Annotated in this window: 12 protein-coding genes; 3 read left to right on the forward strand and 9 right to left on the reverse strand. The window is 52.7% G+C overall.

Annotated features, from left to right (window positions below):
• Positions 1-7 precede the first annotated feature (7 nt).
• Complete coding sequence (locus G5B47_RS05555) at positions 8-1747, forward strand: ABC transporter ATP-binding protein (RefSeq protein ID WP_165095179.1); 1740 nt, start codon at positions 8-10, stop codon at positions 1745-1747.
• A complete protein-coding gene (locus tag G5B47_RS05560; protein WP_165095182.1) occupies positions 1701-3500 on the forward strand; it encodes an ABC transporter ATP-binding protein in 1800 nt (599 codons plus the stop codon). The genes G5B47_RS05555 and G5B47_RS05560 overlap by 47 nt, the downstream gene beginning before the upstream one ends.
• 119 nt (positions 3501-3619) lie before the next feature.
• Here G5B47_RS05560 and G5B47_RS05565 read toward each other — a convergent pair whose 3' ends face one another.
• The 9 genes from G5B47_RS05565 to G5B47_RS05605 form a co-directional block, all read right to left on the reverse strand.
• The gene (locus G5B47_RS05565; protein WP_165095185.1) at positions 3620-5176 is read right to left on the reverse strand and encodes an extracellular solute-binding protein; all 1557 of its coding nucleotides are present in this window, start codon (positions 5174-5176) and stop codon (positions 3620-3622) included.
• A gap of 59 nt (positions 5177-5235) precedes the next feature.
• Positions 5236-7530, reverse strand: a complete 2295-nt coding sequence (locus G5B47_RS05570; RefSeq protein ID WP_165095187.1) for a DUF4962 domain-containing protein — start codon at positions 7528-7530, stop codon at positions 5236-5238.
• Between the two features lie 2 nt (positions 7531-7532).
• Complete coding sequence (locus G5B47_RS05575; protein ID WP_165095190.1) at positions 7533-9617, reverse strand: heparinase II/III domain-containing protein; 2085 nt, start codon at positions 9615-9617, stop codon at positions 7533-7535.
• A complete protein-coding gene (locus tag G5B47_RS05580) occupies positions 9614-10375 on the reverse strand; it encodes an SDR family NAD(P)-dependent oxidoreductase (RefSeq protein WP_025335968.1) in 762 nt (253 codons plus the stop codon). The genes G5B47_RS05575 and G5B47_RS05580 overlap by 4 nt, the downstream gene beginning before the upstream one ends.
• Entirely contained in the window at positions 10372-12243 is a 1872-nt protein-coding gene (locus tag G5B47_RS05585) for a cache domain-containing sensor histidine kinase (RefSeq protein ID WP_165095193.1), read from the reverse strand. Before G5B47_RS05585 ends, G5B47_RS05580 begins: the two co-directional genes overlap by 4 nt.
• Entirely contained in the window at positions 12240-13271 is a 1032-nt protein-coding gene (locus G5B47_RS05590) for a response regulator transcription factor (RefSeq protein WP_165095195.1), read from the reverse strand. The genes G5B47_RS05585 and G5B47_RS05590 overlap by 4 nt, the downstream gene beginning before the upstream one ends.
• Positions 13272-13338: 67 nt before the next feature.
• Complete coding sequence (locus tag G5B47_RS05595) at positions 13339-14220, reverse strand: carbohydrate ABC transporter permease (RefSeq protein ID WP_165095198.1); 882 nt, start codon at positions 14218-14220, stop codon at positions 13339-13341.
• 24 nt (positions 14221-14244) lie between these two features.
• A complete protein-coding gene (locus G5B47_RS05600; protein ID WP_165095201.1) occupies positions 14245-15201 on the reverse strand; it encodes an ABC transporter permease in 957 nt (318 codons plus the stop codon).
• Entirely contained in the window at positions 15191-15400 is a 210-nt protein-coding gene (locus G5B47_RS05605) for a tautomerase family protein (protein ID WP_235950072.1), read from the reverse strand. Before G5B47_RS05605 ends, G5B47_RS05600 begins: the two co-directional genes overlap by 11 nt.
• Before the next feature lie 126 nt (positions 15401-15526).
• Between G5B47_RS05605 and G5B47_RS26150 the strand changes: the two genes are divergently transcribed.
• The gene (locus G5B47_RS26150; protein WP_407945212.1) at positions 15527-15610 is read left to right on the forward strand and encodes an IS3 family transposase; all 84 of its coding nucleotides are present in this window, start codon (positions 15527-15529) and stop codon (positions 15608-15610) included.
• Positions 15611-15614 lie beyond the last annotated feature (4 nt).

Below are 15614 nucleotides of genomic sequence, written 5' to 3' on the forward strand. Positions count from 1 at the left end.
GGTGATTATGAAGGATTCTGTGCTGCTGCGGTTTTTCAAGAGCCGAAAGCTCAGCTACGCCGCAGGCTTTGCGTTTATGTTCGCCGCTTCGTTTATTCAGACGCTTTTTCCCAAAGTGCTCGGCAGCTCTGTCGACCTGATGAAAGAGAGTGGCTTTGCGCTTCGTCCCGTGATGACAAACGTGCTGTGGATGGTGCTGATCGCCTTAGCCGTCTTCGCCTGCACCTTCATGTGGCGGAATATGATTATCGCGAACGGGCGGAATTTGGAGTGCTATATTCGGGAAGAGCTGTTCCGTCATTTGTTGACCCTGTATCCCTCCTTCTACAGCACGCGCAAAACAGGCGATCTGATCGCACATGCCATCAACGACATTTCCGCCGTTCGCATGACTTTCGGTCCGGCCACGGCGATGTCCTTTAACGGAATCGTGATCTGCCTGTCCTCTATTTATTTTATGTTCGCTGCGGTGGATGTCCGGCTTGCGCTTCTGACGCTTGCTCCCCTGCCGCTGATCGTAGCGCTCATGCTGTTCATCGGCCGCAAGATTCAGAGCCGCTTCCGGATCGTTCAGGATCAGTTCGGGCTCGTGACAGACAAAGTGCAGGAGAATATTTCCGGCATCCGGGTGATCAAAGCGTATGCCCAGGAGCGTACAGAAATCGATAAATTTAGCGCTTTAAGCCGCGACATGGCGCAGTCGAATGTGAATCTGATCAAGGTATCCGCCGCGCTTCCTCCCTTGATCGAATTCGGATTTGCCGTCTGCTTCGTAATCAGTCTGTTCTACGGAAGCCGCATGGTGCTGCGGGGAGAGATAAGCGTTGGCGATTTTGTTGCGTTTAACGGATATTTAAGCCTCATCGTCAGTCCGATCGTATCCTTAGGCAGGGTCGTCACCATTTTCCAGCGCGGCATGGCTTCCCTCGGGAGGCTGTATGACATCCTGAGCGTCAAGCCGGATATCACGGATTCCCCGCATGCGCTGCGTGTTCGACCGGAAGGCGGTATCGAAATGCGCCATTTAACCTTTTCTTATGAGCGCTCCGGCGTTCCCGCGCTTACGGATATCTCGCTGAGTCTGCCCCAAGGGCATACGCTTGGCGTCATCGGACCAACCGGAGCGGGCAAAAGCACGCTCGCCGCTCTGCTGCTGCGGCTGTACAATACGGCGCCTGGGCAAATTCTGGTGGACGGCCGTGACATCGGCGATTATTCGCTTGAACATTTGCGGGAAAGCATCGCTTTGGTGCCGCAGGATACTTTTGTTTTTGCATCTACAGTTAAAGATAATATCGTCTTGTTCAAGGATACATACGGCGATGAGGAGATTGAGGAGGCCTCCCGGCTCAGTCTGATCGCAGACAGCATCTCCCGTTTCCCGGACGGATACGACACTCTTCTCGGAGACCGCGGAGTCAATCTGTCAGGCGGGCAAAAACAGCGGATGGCCATCGCCCGCGCGCTGATCAGGGACCCTGCCGTCCTCATCCTGGACGATGCGCTATCGGCGGTCGACGCCGTCACGGAAGGACGAATACTGGAAAGCCTGCGCCGGGCACGGAAAGGCAGAACCAATATCATCATCTCCCATCGGATTTCCGCACTTATGGAAGCCGACGAAATTATTGTGCTGGATAAGGGCGCCATTCGCGAACGCGGGACGCATGAAACGCTCCTGCAGAAAGAAGGAATGTATTATGATCTCTACACGGCTCAACAGGAAGACGTCCAGCGTAAGGCTTGAGAAAGGGACATCCCCGGGTCCGGTAAAAGAACTGCTGCGGTTGTCCGCGCCTTACGCCGCTCCGCTCGCGATCGCCTGCCTCTGCGTGGTCATTGTGAACGCGGCCTACCTCGTTCAGCCGCTGATCCTTCAGCGGGTCATCGACCGTTTCCTGATCGGGCATGCCGTCCCGCGCGGCCTGGATTCCATCGGGGGCATGGCGCTGCTGTATCTTGCCGTTTCGGCGGCGGGCAGCGTTTTCTCCTACATTCAGGCGCTGCTCGTCGCCAGATCAGGACAGAATCTGATTCATCACCTGCGGGTCAGAGTGCTGTCGATCATCCAACTGCTCCCCCTCTCCTACCTCGACCGGACCCTGCCGGGAAAGCTGATCACGCGGGCAACCAACGATACATCTGAAATCAGCGATTTATACACCGACGTTGTAGTTATGCTGATCAAGGATGTGCTGCTCCTCGGTGGAATCGTGTACGTCATGCTATCACTCAGCCTGAAGCTGACGCTCGTTTCTTTTATCGTGATTCCGCTCATCGTCTTCCTGGTCGTCTACATCAAAAACCGGATTCAAAAAAACTTCTATCACATGAAACATTTTATCGGCAAAATCAACGGCTTCATCGCCGAGAGCATCTCCGGAATGCGGGTTATCCAAATCTTCCGCGCAGAAAAAGAAAAGGAAGAGCAGTTTCTGGAGCTGAACGGGAGCTATTTTACAACCACGCTCACCCAAGTGCGGCTAAACAGCATCCTGAAGCCTGCCTCCGATCTGTTTCAAAATCTGTCCATCGCCATTTTGGTCTGGTACGGTGCGGGCAAAATCTTTGGCGGCTCGCTGCAAATCGGCGTTCTTTATGCGTTCACGACATACATCAAGCAATTTTTCGCGCCCATCTCCGACCTCGCCGACAAATACACTTCGATTCAATCGGCGCTGGTCTCCACCGAACGGATTTCCGAGCTGTTCCGGGAACAGGATAGGCTGGAAGCTCCTGAGGAGGGACTTCCTATGAAGCGCCTGGACGGAACGATTGAATTCAAGCATGTATGGTTCGCTTATAACGATAACGATTGGGTGCTGAAGGACGTAAGCTTCGTGATCGAAAAAGGCCAGACCGCCGCCTTTATCGGCGAGACCGGCGCGGGAAAAACGACGATCATCAGCCTTATCAACGGCTTCTACCGTGTGCAGAAAGGCGAGATTCTGATCGACGGCGTCAACGTCAACGATATCCGGTTGACCGAACTAAGGCGGAACGTTTCCGTCGTGCTGCAGGATGTGTTTTTGTTCTCGGGTACGATCCGAGACAATATAACGCTCGGGGACGATATCGATGACGAGAACTTACGGAACGCTCTTCGGGCTTCATGCGCCGAGACGTTCGTCCGGGAACTTCCGGGCGGGATCAATGAGCCCGTTACGGAACGGGGCGGCAGCCTGTCCGCGGGCCAGCGGCAGCTGATCTCCTTCGCCAGAGCGCTTGCGCATGATCCCGCGATCTTCGTGCTCGACGAAGCGACGGCCAACATCGATACGCACACGGAGAAGCTGATTCAGCGGGCGGTCGACAATCTTGCTCGTGGGCGGACCACCCTGATTATCGCCCACCGCCTGTCGACGGTCGCCGGAGCCGATATCATTATCGCGATGAAGAACGGCCGGATCGCCGAGTCGGGCGGCAGCGCTGAACTCTTGAAGCGGGGCGGATATTACGCGAAGCTGCTGGAGGAAAGCCGCAGCCATGCCGCTTCCTGATGAGGATTTCTCATTGCATACTCCTTGCACAAAAAAACTGCCGAGAATAATCTCGACAGTCGAATCTTTATACTCAAGAGGAGCCCGGTATAATCCGACAGCTCCTCTTATCGGCAAGCTTATCTGCGGGGCATGGTGATGCCCGTGTTGGTTTTATATTTTTCCGTAGCTTCCTTGATGACATCCTTGCCGCCCTTGGAAAGCCACTCTTCTACAGCCTTCGGCCAGTCGCTGATGGGCTCCTTGCCATACACCATCTTCACCATGTGCGTCAACAGCACCGGAGGAGCCGTATCCGAGTTGGGAGCGATGTCCGGATTCTTCACCAGGGCGTCAAGACGCGGGTCGAACTGAATCCCGTCGCGGCCTTCCTTAGCCAGAATCGTTTCGTATACTTTGATCAGATCCTTGCCCTCTTCCGTCATATTAAGGACTCCCTTGTTGTAAGTGGTGTCCTGCACCAGCCACAGGAAGGACTGACGGTAGCGCTCCTCATCTACGGCAGTGGAATCCGTGGGGGGCGTGTATACGATTTTGCCTTTCTCTTCCTTATAGGTTTCGCCTTTGATCCCGAAGGTAAAGAAGGTTTCCGCCTCATCGCTCAGCATCCAGTCAAAGAATTTCACGATATCCGCAGCATTCTTCGTACCTTCCTTGATAAAGTAGGTGCGCGTAACGGAGCCGTACAAGTAGGAGCCGCCTTTTCCGTCAGGGCCAACCGGCGACGGAATAATCTCCAGCTCGGCGGATGGCGTTGCAGCCTTCAATTGCTGCTCCCACTGCAGAAGCTCATTGGCATTCATCGTCCACATACCCGCTTTGCCCGCGAGAATCGCATTCTTGTAGTTGGTCGGGTTGATGGTGGCGAATTCCTTGTTGATCAAACCTTCGTCATACATGGTCTTGTAGGTCTGCAACGCTTTCATCATATTTTCGTTGTCTATAAACTTCGGCTGAACCTGACCGTTTACTTCCTCGAACATGGACAGGTACGGAAAAACATCATAAGCACCAAAGAAAGCGTCGGAATACTTGAAATCCTGACGGCCCATGTACGGGTTCTCAACGCCCAGCTTTTTGAAGGCCCGGAGCACATTCATGTACTCATCGACCGTTTTGGGAACCGGCAATCCAGTTTGATCCAGCAGGTCCTTGCGAATCCAAGTCGCGCGACGGGACGGATTGGACAGAAACTCCGGTATCGCGTAGATTTTCCCTTGATAGGTGACATTTTCCCAGGCTTCCTGCGGAATTTTCTTCAACAGGTTCTGACCGTATTTCTTCAGCAGGTCATCGAGGGGCATGAACACGCCCGCCACAACGGAACCGGCCATTTCCTTGCCGTTTACGCCGCCTGAGCCTTGAACCACGTCAGGAATATCGTTAGTGGCAAACATCTGGACCATTTTCTGCTCGAACTCCTTATGAGGAACCAGTACAATGTCCAGATCGGTGTTCGTCATCTCCTCCAGCTTTTTCACCCATTTATCCTTATTCAGATTGGGCGATTTCTCAACATAGTTAAAAGCCAGCGTCCGCAGCGAGATGGAGAATTTAGTTTTCTGCGGCGCATTTGTCACTTCCCCGGCAGTCACTTCTTTATCCTTACCCGAGCAACCTGCAATGACTGAAACAGCCATTAATGCAGTCAGACAGATGCCAATCCATTTTTTCATTATATAACCTTCTCCTTGTAAAATGGGGTGCCATTCGCAAATGAAAACGTTTTTATATACTAGTACGCTTTGGGAATCTCAACCCGGCGGGTAACACCCTGATTCGTAAAGTAAACATGAACCCCATGGTCCTGATCGTCCATAAAGTACGATACGTAATCCCGGCTTCCTGATTTTTGGGGAATAAGGAGAGTTACGATCCTATGGCTTATGGCCTCTTCGGTTGATGCAGTCAGGTGCCAATGCTCGGGCAGCCCTTCCCAATCCTTCGGATCTACACCGGTAAATTGATTGTTTTGGCTAAGCGCCATCTCTCCGGAAGAGCTGTAGACAAACCGGCCCTCCATTTGAGCTTTTTTGCCATTTACTTTGAAGGTTTGGCCCTTCAACGTCATGGGATATAGCGTATGGAACAGCCAATCCAGTTTTCCGGGACGTTCCAGATCTAAACTATCCGTGATGACAAAATAAGCGCTGTCAAAGAAGTATATTTCCCGCACATACCGCTTGATATAGGGCACATTCTCCCGGTAGGCTTCCGTTGCATCCATTTGTGTGTAGCTGATCCCGGGCGTGCTATGCGCCTTCAGCACCTTGCCGGAGGCTGCCATGTTCTTCGATTTGTCCGTTCCGGCATATTGGCCCCTTCCGTCAATAAGAATCACGTTCTTGGAGCGGGTTTGCCTGCGCCACTGCATATGCATCGTGCTGTTGAATGCGACGTAATAGCCGCTCTCGATAGCCAGAGGCTCGCCGAACGCATGCAGCAGGAAGGCGTTCTGATCCCCGTGGCTATGGCTCACGGAGCCGTAACGGCTGCTCTTGGCGAGCATCATGATATGCTCCTGCGGCTCTGCCATCCGATGATGCATAGCGACCCAGCCAACATCCTGAAACCACTTCAGAGGCTCCGCAGCGAGCGGTGGCTCTGAAGGAACCTGCGGATAATCCTTGCGATAAACCATCTCATCGAACCGGAAATCCCACCAGCCGTAATTATAGAAGATCATCTGGGTATCGGGATTCAGCTCGTTGGTCCGCTCATAATACCACTGGTATTGTCCATTTCCCATTAAGCCGGCGAATTGGCGGATATTGAAGCCCGTCTTGAGACTGACCGGATCTCCCAGCGTCGATTGATCCCCGAAGCTGGCCCTCAGGGTGTCGGGGCTGAAGCAATAAAGCGGAAAGTCGCCGGTTTTGCGTAAGAAGGGACGCTCATAGAAATTGATTCCCATGTATTTGCGAACCAGATTGAACGCCTCTGTAACGAAAGCCATCTGAGTGGTCCAATACATAGGACCTTCAGCCCAGCCGCCATCCTTGCCGCCCCATGGGGTATACATGGCGGAGAAATACTCCAGCGTATAATCAAACCATTCCTGAACTTTCTCCTCCTCGCCCAACATGGAAATGCAACAGGGAACGAGCACGGAGGACAAAGAGCGGACCGCATGGCTGTCATAAGGCACTTGATGAATTCGGGAGCGTTCGATGACGTGGAAGGCTACCTGTCCGGTTCTCCGCAGCAGAGCCTGCCGTACCTTAAGACGCTCCTCTTCCGTCAGAGAGCCGTGAAGCCAATCGTAGCCCCATGCCAACGTACCGGCTATGCGAAAGGCGCATTCGTCATTGTAATCCCGGCTCGTGGTACCCTCCGTGTTCCAGCTAGCAGCATGAAGCAGCCACTCTCTGGCTTTGGCGATGAGCACCTCGTCCTCCAGCACAACCCCCGCTATGGCAAGATGCCGAACGGCGTAGAAAACTTCCTGGCAGTCCATATACATCTGCCGCCATAGCTTGGCGACGCGCTTATTATCCGGATACGGTGCAGGCTCGGGAATGAGAGCACGCTCTGTCCAGGGCAGGACGGAATGCTTCATAAAGTCATCCCAGCCAGTCGAGGCAGGGTCTTGGCGGACGGCTTCCCGGAAGGAATGAAGTTGTTCCGCCTGGAGCCAAAGCCGCGGATGGCTAGCGGAAGCGGCGGAATACCGTTCCGCTCGGGATGGCAGAGGCGTTAACGGCAGCTTATCTGCAACCACGAAATCCCTTACTTTGCTCCATCCGAAACGGGTATCATTCTCCCCGATAAGAGTGTAGCGCCAATGATAGCTGCCGGGTTCCAGCGGCTTATCCGGAGTAAACAGATTATAGGGAATTCGACTGTAAGTCAGCGTGCATTCAGGCTCAAATTCGGTGGTTGAGGATATCTGCAGCTCATACATTCCCTCTTCCAGACAAGCAGGCATCCATGTAAAACGCGGCGGGTTCTCTCCAACATCCGTATGTTCATCAGGCCCATAAGACACGTCGAGAACGCCGCTGGCGGGTTGAAATAAAGGTTCGGACATCTTTACTCCTCCGTATTCCGGTACTCTTCCTGAATCAGTCCCGCTTCGGGGTTCAGGTAATAGACCATTCGTTGCCCAGCTGCTTCTACCTGAATTCGGGGTGGTCCGCCCGCTTGACTCACAAGCTTCAGTACAACCGGTTCATGACCAGCCCGGTAAGCCGTAATAAAATGGGCCGAGGGGCCTCTGTGCCGAAGCATGATGCCTCGAATGCGCCTGCTCGGGTCTTCGGTAATACCCGGTGTGCGGATTTCATGCAGAATGGAGCCGGGCTGCAGCAGAGCGCTTACGGACACTTCATATTCCGGGTCGTGACCCCCTCCGCCATGACGGGTGCTCCACCCTGCTCTTAACGCACAGTCCGTCTCATTCTGCAGTAAGGACAGCACCTCTACTGAGCCGTAGCCCGCTTCCTGTCCGAGGACTGCCGGAGAGTCCGTCCGGACGCGGGAAGACTCGACCGGGAACAGCAAATGTCCCGTCGGATGATACCACCAGTCTATTTCCCGATCCTGCTCGCGGCCCGTCACCTGCTCAACATGAAACCAGTCCAGCAGCCAACCGTCGGTCAATAAAAGATGCCGGTCGAGAACAGCCTCTTCATATGCGCCGTCCGAGCGAATCCATAAGTACGTATCTTCATTTTCCTGCCGGAATTGCCTGCAGCTGCCGGTATGGGGAGCCTGGGAGCGTCCTCCGATGCTGACCGTGTTATGGCTCGCGGTTTCGGCATACCATTCCTTTCGCAAAGTGGAGCCGTAAGGAACCATTCCCAGCTCGGGAGCAACCTCTCCCAACCGATGCATAATCGTGATATGCAGCTTGTCATAATGCCCGTGAGAGCCGCCATGCTCTCCGAAGTCTGCCAGAACAGACAGGGGGTTGCCCGGGTGGCGGAGGACAGCGAAGCCGGAATCCGGCAGCAGGACAGAGGCCCTCGTCCAGGAGGGGGAGTGAAGCTCCATACTCTCTCCTTGTCCGTACAGCACCGCCTCCAGACCGGTCCGCTCTTCCTGCCCGTATAAATACCGATAAGCCTTCGCCAGTACAGGCTGGAAGGTGGGGTCTTTGTAAACCGCACACCCTATTTCGAATACTTCAGCGATTTCCCGCGCGAAGGGAACACGTGCATAAGGACCATCATGCAGGGCTGGAAGCTCCCCGTTGTCGCCACTAAGCTCCACCAGTAACTGAAACATGCCACGAATGGATTGTCCCTGATCTCCCTTGGCGTCATAGAGGTCAACACCGAAGCGTTCGGCCATCTCGGCCGCTATGAGATAAGCCCGCAGCACAAAAATATGGTAGTACGTGCTGCCTTCAAATTCAAAGCCGTCCGGCTTGACGCCAATAGACAGATGATGATAGAACCCGCCTTCCCCCTCCAGCAGGGAACCGAGCTTTTCCCCGGTACCCTTGGCGGCATATACGCAAGCCAGGCTGGCGTTTAGCCATGCGGTATAATTGTTCTCTGCATTCTTCTTCTCGTGAATGAGAATGCGGCGGTACTGCTCCATGCTCTCCTCCAGCATCGTGAAGAACGCCTGCAGCTTCTTCTCTTCCCCTGCCGTGAACGTCACTCCATGGTCCACAAGAAGCAAGTAGGCCCGAATAAGCGTGGTGGACCAGATAGCCTCCGTCAGCGCCTGATGAAAGGCGCGGCCCCTAAGCATCCAGGGTTGAGCATCGGGATGAACCGGATACAACGGGAACTGCTCCGCATATCCGGCAAGAATCGTTCGGGCCAGGCCGCTATAGAATTCTTCCCCGTCTGCGGCGTATACCGCGGCAGCCTGCAGCGCGTACCGCGCCATCGCCTGATGCCGGTATACCAGCCATGCTCCCCGGTAGGGTTCACCTTCCAGCTTGCAGCCCTTCGGACAAGAAAAGACAACCGCATCCCGCTCTGCAGCATCGAAGATCAGCTCGGTATGATGCCGGGGACACACATATTGATGCCACCAGCCGCCGGGCTCTGCCGGAAGCAGAATCTCTTCACTCCGGAAAAGGTCCAGCTCTATCTTCATTTTATTCACCGCATGGCGAGCCCAGGAAAAATTGCCCGCTCTCTCCTTTATGTTCATCATCGCATGGACATGCCTCCGTTAATTTCAATGATTTCACCTGTCAGATAATCCGACAGCTCCGAAGCGAGAAATAGTGTCACGTTGGCCACATCCTGCGGAACGCCTTCCCGGCCTAGCGGAATCTTCGTAATCGTTGCCTGCCTTGCCGCTTCCGGGGTAAAAGTGGCATGAAAAGCGGTCTGACCGATGAACCCGGGGGAGATAGCGTTTACATTTATTCCGTGAGAACCCAGTTCCTTGGCAAGTCCCTTGGTATAAGACCATACCGCCGCTTTGCTCGCCGCATAGACGGAAGCGCCGGGTCCGCCGCCGTCATGGGCCGCGAGGGAAGATACATTGATGATTTTACCTCTTTTCTTGGCGATCATTCCCGGTGCTACGGCTTTGCAGGCAAACACGCACGATTTAAAATTGACGTCCAACACCTTGTTGTAATGTTCTTCGTCCATTTCGGTATTGGGAACCCTCTTGACCATACCGCCCGCGTTGTTGACGAGGATATCGATGGTTCCGCCGAAATGCTCCTCAATTTCCTTCACCATGTTGTCCAGTTGGGCAGGGCTTGTTGCATCTGCCTGAAAAGCATAAGCTTCTCCTCCGGCCTGACGGACCGCTTCCACCGCCTCCTCCGAAGATCCGAACAAATAGTTTACGGCCACTTTAGCGCCGGAAGCAGCCAGCGTCTCCAGGATTTGTCGGCCTATCCCTGCATTGGACCCTGTAACAAGCGCAATTTTACCAGTCAAATCAATTATCATTGCATATTCCTCCCAATAATCGTTTTATTTTTAAAACATTCTTTTCCCCGCTCCACGGGCATGGACAAGATCATCCGCGTTCCCTCATTCTCCTTGCTTTCGACGCTTAACCCGTATTGTTCTCCGAACACCATCTGGATTCTCCGGTGCACGTTCATGATCCCAATCCCCCCTCTATGATAGCGGGAATCGCCTTCCGTATCCGCCAATTGATTCAGGTTCAGCTTTTCGCGAAGCTCGCCGAGCCGTTCCCGAGACATCCCTGAGCCGTTATCCTCTACGAGAACAAGAAGCCGGTCTCCCTCTATCCTGGCGTCGATTCGAATATAGTGCCGGTCCTCAATCCCATTGAAAAATGCATGCTGAAAAATATTTTCGATCAAGGGCTGAAGCGTCAGCCTAACCGTCTTGGCGAGAAGCAGCGCTGGCGGAATCACAACATCGATTTCGAACTCCCGGCCGATCCGGTGCTTGAGAATCGTCATGTAGCTCAATACATGGCGAAGCTCATTGGCTATCGTAATCTCCTCCAGGTTGGTTTGGATGGAGTAGCGAAGCATGAACGCCATGGCCTCCACCATTTCCGTTATTTCATCCGAATCCTGAACGACCGCGTAGCATTTAATAGTCTCTAACGTGTTATACAGAAAGTGCGGATTAATCTGCAGCTGAAGCGCCTGGAATTCTGCCTGCTGACGCTCCAGCCTGGTCTCCTGCAGCTCCAGAGCCGCCTTCTGGGTCGTAAGCTCCGCTTCATATACCCGCTCGATCATTTCGGACAGTCGGGTCACCATAAGATTGTAGCTGCGCATCAAGCCACCCAGCTCATCCTGACGGCCGTCCGTCTCAAGCCTGCGCCAATTTCCTTTTTCCGTCTCCCTCATGCCTTCCTTTAGAATCAGGATGGGCTTCGTGATAGATCGTCCGAACCGGGAGGCAAGCCACAGTGTACCGGCAAGCGTGAGAACTCCCACAACCAGCGTGGTCGTACGTATGGTGGAGATGGGCTTGCGCAGCTCGCCAACCGGCATGGATACCACAAGCTGCCATTTGGAATAATCGGATTTTCGCGACACGAACATATACTCTTTCCCGTCTACCTTCTCCACGACGGAATCGTTCGGGTGCTGAAATACGTTTTGGATGAGATCAGGAGATAACCCTGGAAGGTTCTCATTCCCTTCCGGCCGGTATAGGAGTTTGCCGAATTCATCCATGATAAAGAAGAATCCGCCCTGTCCCAAATCAAGAGGTTCCCATATGCGGGCCAGATCCTCTGCCTTGAACTCGATGGCCACAATGCCGTTGGGACGATAGGACGAGACACCTCTGACTCGGCGGACCATCGTAATAATGTTATGATCCCCTTCATTCATCACATTCGTGTTGAGAATGGCGATGCGGCCGCTATCCGGCGTATGCTTGCTTAAGAAACGGTAGCGTTCCAGGGGATGAAACTGCGGGCTGTACGCCTGATTCGAGTTATCGTCGCTGATGGCCTTGCCGTGTTCGCCAATGACGTACATCAGGTTAATCTGGGGATAAAGAATAAACAGAGAGCGAAACAAATACTTCTGTATGTCATTCGTATATTGATAGTAAGAGTAGTTGTCCTCCGGGTCCATATCAAGGAACTGTTTGACTTGATTGTAGGACAGGATGGAATCGCTGGCCTTTTCATAATTTTGCAAATACAGGTCCGTTTGATAGGACGCGCTCCTGATGACTTGGGCAATGGACTTCTCCGAAGACTTATCAAGCGCTTCCGAAGCCTGAAAATAAGAGATAAATCCTACCATGGACAAGGATAGAACGATGACGGTCAGAAAGGAGGCAAACAGCTTGCCCGACAGACTCTTTCTCATCATTCAATTCCCAGCCGGCTGCGGTACTCGGAGGGAGACAGCCCCGTGAACTTCTTGAACGTCTTCGTAAAATGGGGGTGGTCCGCATACCCGACCTCATAAGAAATATCGGTTATCCGATAGCTTGAATTGGCAAGCAGCCTCTTGGCCTTCTCCATCCTGCGTTTAATGCGGTAGTGTACGAAGGTCTCTCCCGTCGAGTGCTTAAACAACTGGCTGAAGTAAGAGGCATTCAGACCAAGCACCTCAGCCACCTCCTCCAGCGAAACTTCCTGGGCGAGATGCTTTTCAATGAATGCTTTAGCTTCCTCCACCGGTTCCTTCGCCTTGCCCTTGCGCTTTATCCGAAGCTCATCCAGTATAGCTTCCGACGCCTCCGCGAAGCGGCGGAACAATTGTTCAGGTCCGGCTGCTGCGGACAGGTCAAGCACGCTTTTACCGGGTGTAACCGAATTGGCATGGAGCTTCTTCACGAGCAAGGTGTAACCCTCTTCCAGAAGCTCTTTTTGCTGACATCGGCTCATCCTGCGCTGCAGGAAGTCAGTTTCCCATTCTTTCAGCACAAGGTAAAGCTTCTCTTTATCCAAGGTCCAGACGGCATCATCCATCCGTACGACCCATTCATCGAGCTTGGCGACAGAGACAAAGCTCCCCAGTTTCTCTCTATTCGCCTCCAACTTGGCGATCACATTCTGAAGGCTTCCTCTGCTTACGGGCTTCAGGAGATATTCTTTTACTCCATAGGACAAGCATTGGCGGGCGTATTCAAAATCCCCATAGCCCGAGATGACAACGGTCTGAATATCCGTCTCCATCTCCGACAGCCGCCGGCACAGCTCCAGTCCGTCTACCCTGGGCATGCGGATATCTGTAAAAAGAAAATCCGGCTGTTCCTCCATAATGAACTGAATCGCCTCTTCCCCATCCTGAGCCAGCCTGATGCTATACGGATGCCCGCCGCATTGACGGATCATGACAGAGAGTCCCTTCCGAATCATGGGCTCGTCGTCTACGATCAATACACATCTCATCCATGGATACCACCTTCCGTTCCGTCTCGCTTCGCGCATTTCCTATTTTATCACATATCATGATAAATCAGGATTTCACGGAGCCGACCATCATTCCTTTAACGAAATGGCGTTGAAGGAACGGATAAATCATGATAATAGGAATGGTAGCGATAATGATAACAGCCATTTTGATGCCCTCAGGCGATGTGTGCGCCAGAGAGCTATAGACCGAGGAAGCCGGGTCGATGCTGATATCGTCCGTCTCGAACAGCTTCTTCAGCATCACCTGCAGAGGCCATAAGGTCGGCTTGTTGATGTAATACAGAGCGCTCATGTACGTGTTCCAGTGCCCGACGGCGTAGAAAATCCCCAATGAGGCCATTACCGGTTTGGACATCGGCAGCACCATACTGGCGATCATCCGCAGTTCGCCGCACCCGTCGATCCGGGAGGAGTCAATAAGCTCCTGGGGGATCTGCATGAAGAAGCTTCTCATCACGAAGAAGTTAAAAGCGCTGATGGCGCCCGGAAGCATGAGAGCCCAAAGGGTATTCATAAGCCCTAAGTTCTTGATCAGAATAAAGTTCGGAATAAGAGGGGCGCTGAATACCATGGTGATCAATACCATCATGACGATGTATTTGCGGCCTACGAATTCCGGGCGCGACACCGGATAAGCGAGAGACGCCGTCGCAATCAGATTGATTATGGTGCCCAGCACCGTAATATAGACAGAGACGCCGAACGCCCGCCAAATGGACCGGTCACTGAAAACGTACTCATAATTGATCGTCGTAAAGTCCTTGGGCAGCAAGCCTACCCTGCCGTTAATTATCGCATCCGAGCTGCTGAAGGATTGGGCAATCACGTTCAGGAACGGCAGAAACATAGCCAAAGCAAGGGCGGTCAAAAACAAGAGATTGAACACATTAAATAATTTCTGGCCGCGAGTATAGCGTCCTCTCATCATCCTTACCTCCATAAAGTGCGTTTAATACAGCGATTCACCGGTTGTTTTCTTGCTCAGAATGTTGCCGATGAATACCAGCATGAGTCCTACTACCGACTTGAATAGCCCCACTGCTGTTGTATAGCTGTATTGCTGGGACAACAGCCCCGCCTTATAGATATAAGTGTCCAGAATCTCCCCGTTCCCGGTATTGAGCGCGTTCAGGAATACCCATACCCGCTCGAAGCCAAGATCAAGAAATCTTCCGATATGGAGAAGGAACAAAATCATAATCGTCGGTATAAGAGACGGGAGTGTAATGGCCATGGTTTGCTTCCAGCGCCCGGCTCCATCTACTTCCGCAGCCTCATACAGGTCCGGGTTGATTCCTGCCAATGCGGCCAAGTAAATGATCGTGCCGTACCCGGAATCCCGCCAAATGCCGGAACCGATCAGAATTGTTCGGATGTATGAATTTTCACCAAGAAAATAAACCGGCTCAAACCCGAAGGCCTTTATAACCTGGTTCACTATCCCTGTTCCGGGAGAGAGGATGCCCAAGGCGATTCCGCTGACAATTACCCAGGACAGGAAGTGGGGCATATAGACCACCGTTTGCAAAAACCGTTTGTAAAACACAAGACGAATTTCATTTAGCAGAAGCGCAAGCACTATCGGAGCAGGGAAGGCGAATATGAGATCATACAGACCCAGCAAAATCGTATTGCTTAAGATTCGTCCGAAGTCCTGGTATTGAAACATGGCCCTAAAGTGCTCAAGCCCCACCCACTCGCTGCCCGTAAAGCCTTTAAAAATATTGTAATTCTGAAAAGCAATAACCGAACCGGCCAACGGCACGTACTTGAAGATGATAAAGTACAAGATCCCGGGTAATGCGATCACATAAAGCGCCCTGGATTTCCACATGTATGAAAGAAGGGACTTCTTCGTATTGGCCTTGTAGTTTATAAGGTCTAACTCGGTTATATTAGCCCCCATAACCGTTTCCTCCAGGTCCTGCTTTCAACAGGTTCGCCGGAGCATTCTCATCTAAGGGAATTTCATGAAATTCGACGGTAATAAACCGTTCCTCCCGATCAATAACCCGGGATAGCTCCCGCTTGAATACTGCGACAATCTCCTCCTTCTGCTCCTGTGTTCGGCCTTCGTACATTTTGATCGTAATGTGCGGCATCATCTTTCCTCCATTTCCTAGAATAGTGATTGAGACATCCTTATTTTACCTCTGATAAAGCGCTTGCAAAATGGAGTTTCTATGAGTGGACTTGTGTTTTCTTTAGGGTAGCCTTGCCCTATTCACATCATGGTTTACTACAATCAGGAACGCTTCCAAAACAAACTCGGCGACCTGTCTCCGGTAGAACACCGGGAGCAAGTCGCCGCTTAAAACC

The sequence above is a fragment of the Paenibacillus apii genome, assembly GCF_011043685.1.
Classification (GTDB): Bacteria; Bacillota; Bacilli; order Paenibacillales; family Paenibacillaceae; genus Paenibacillus_AQ; species Paenibacillus_AQ sabinae.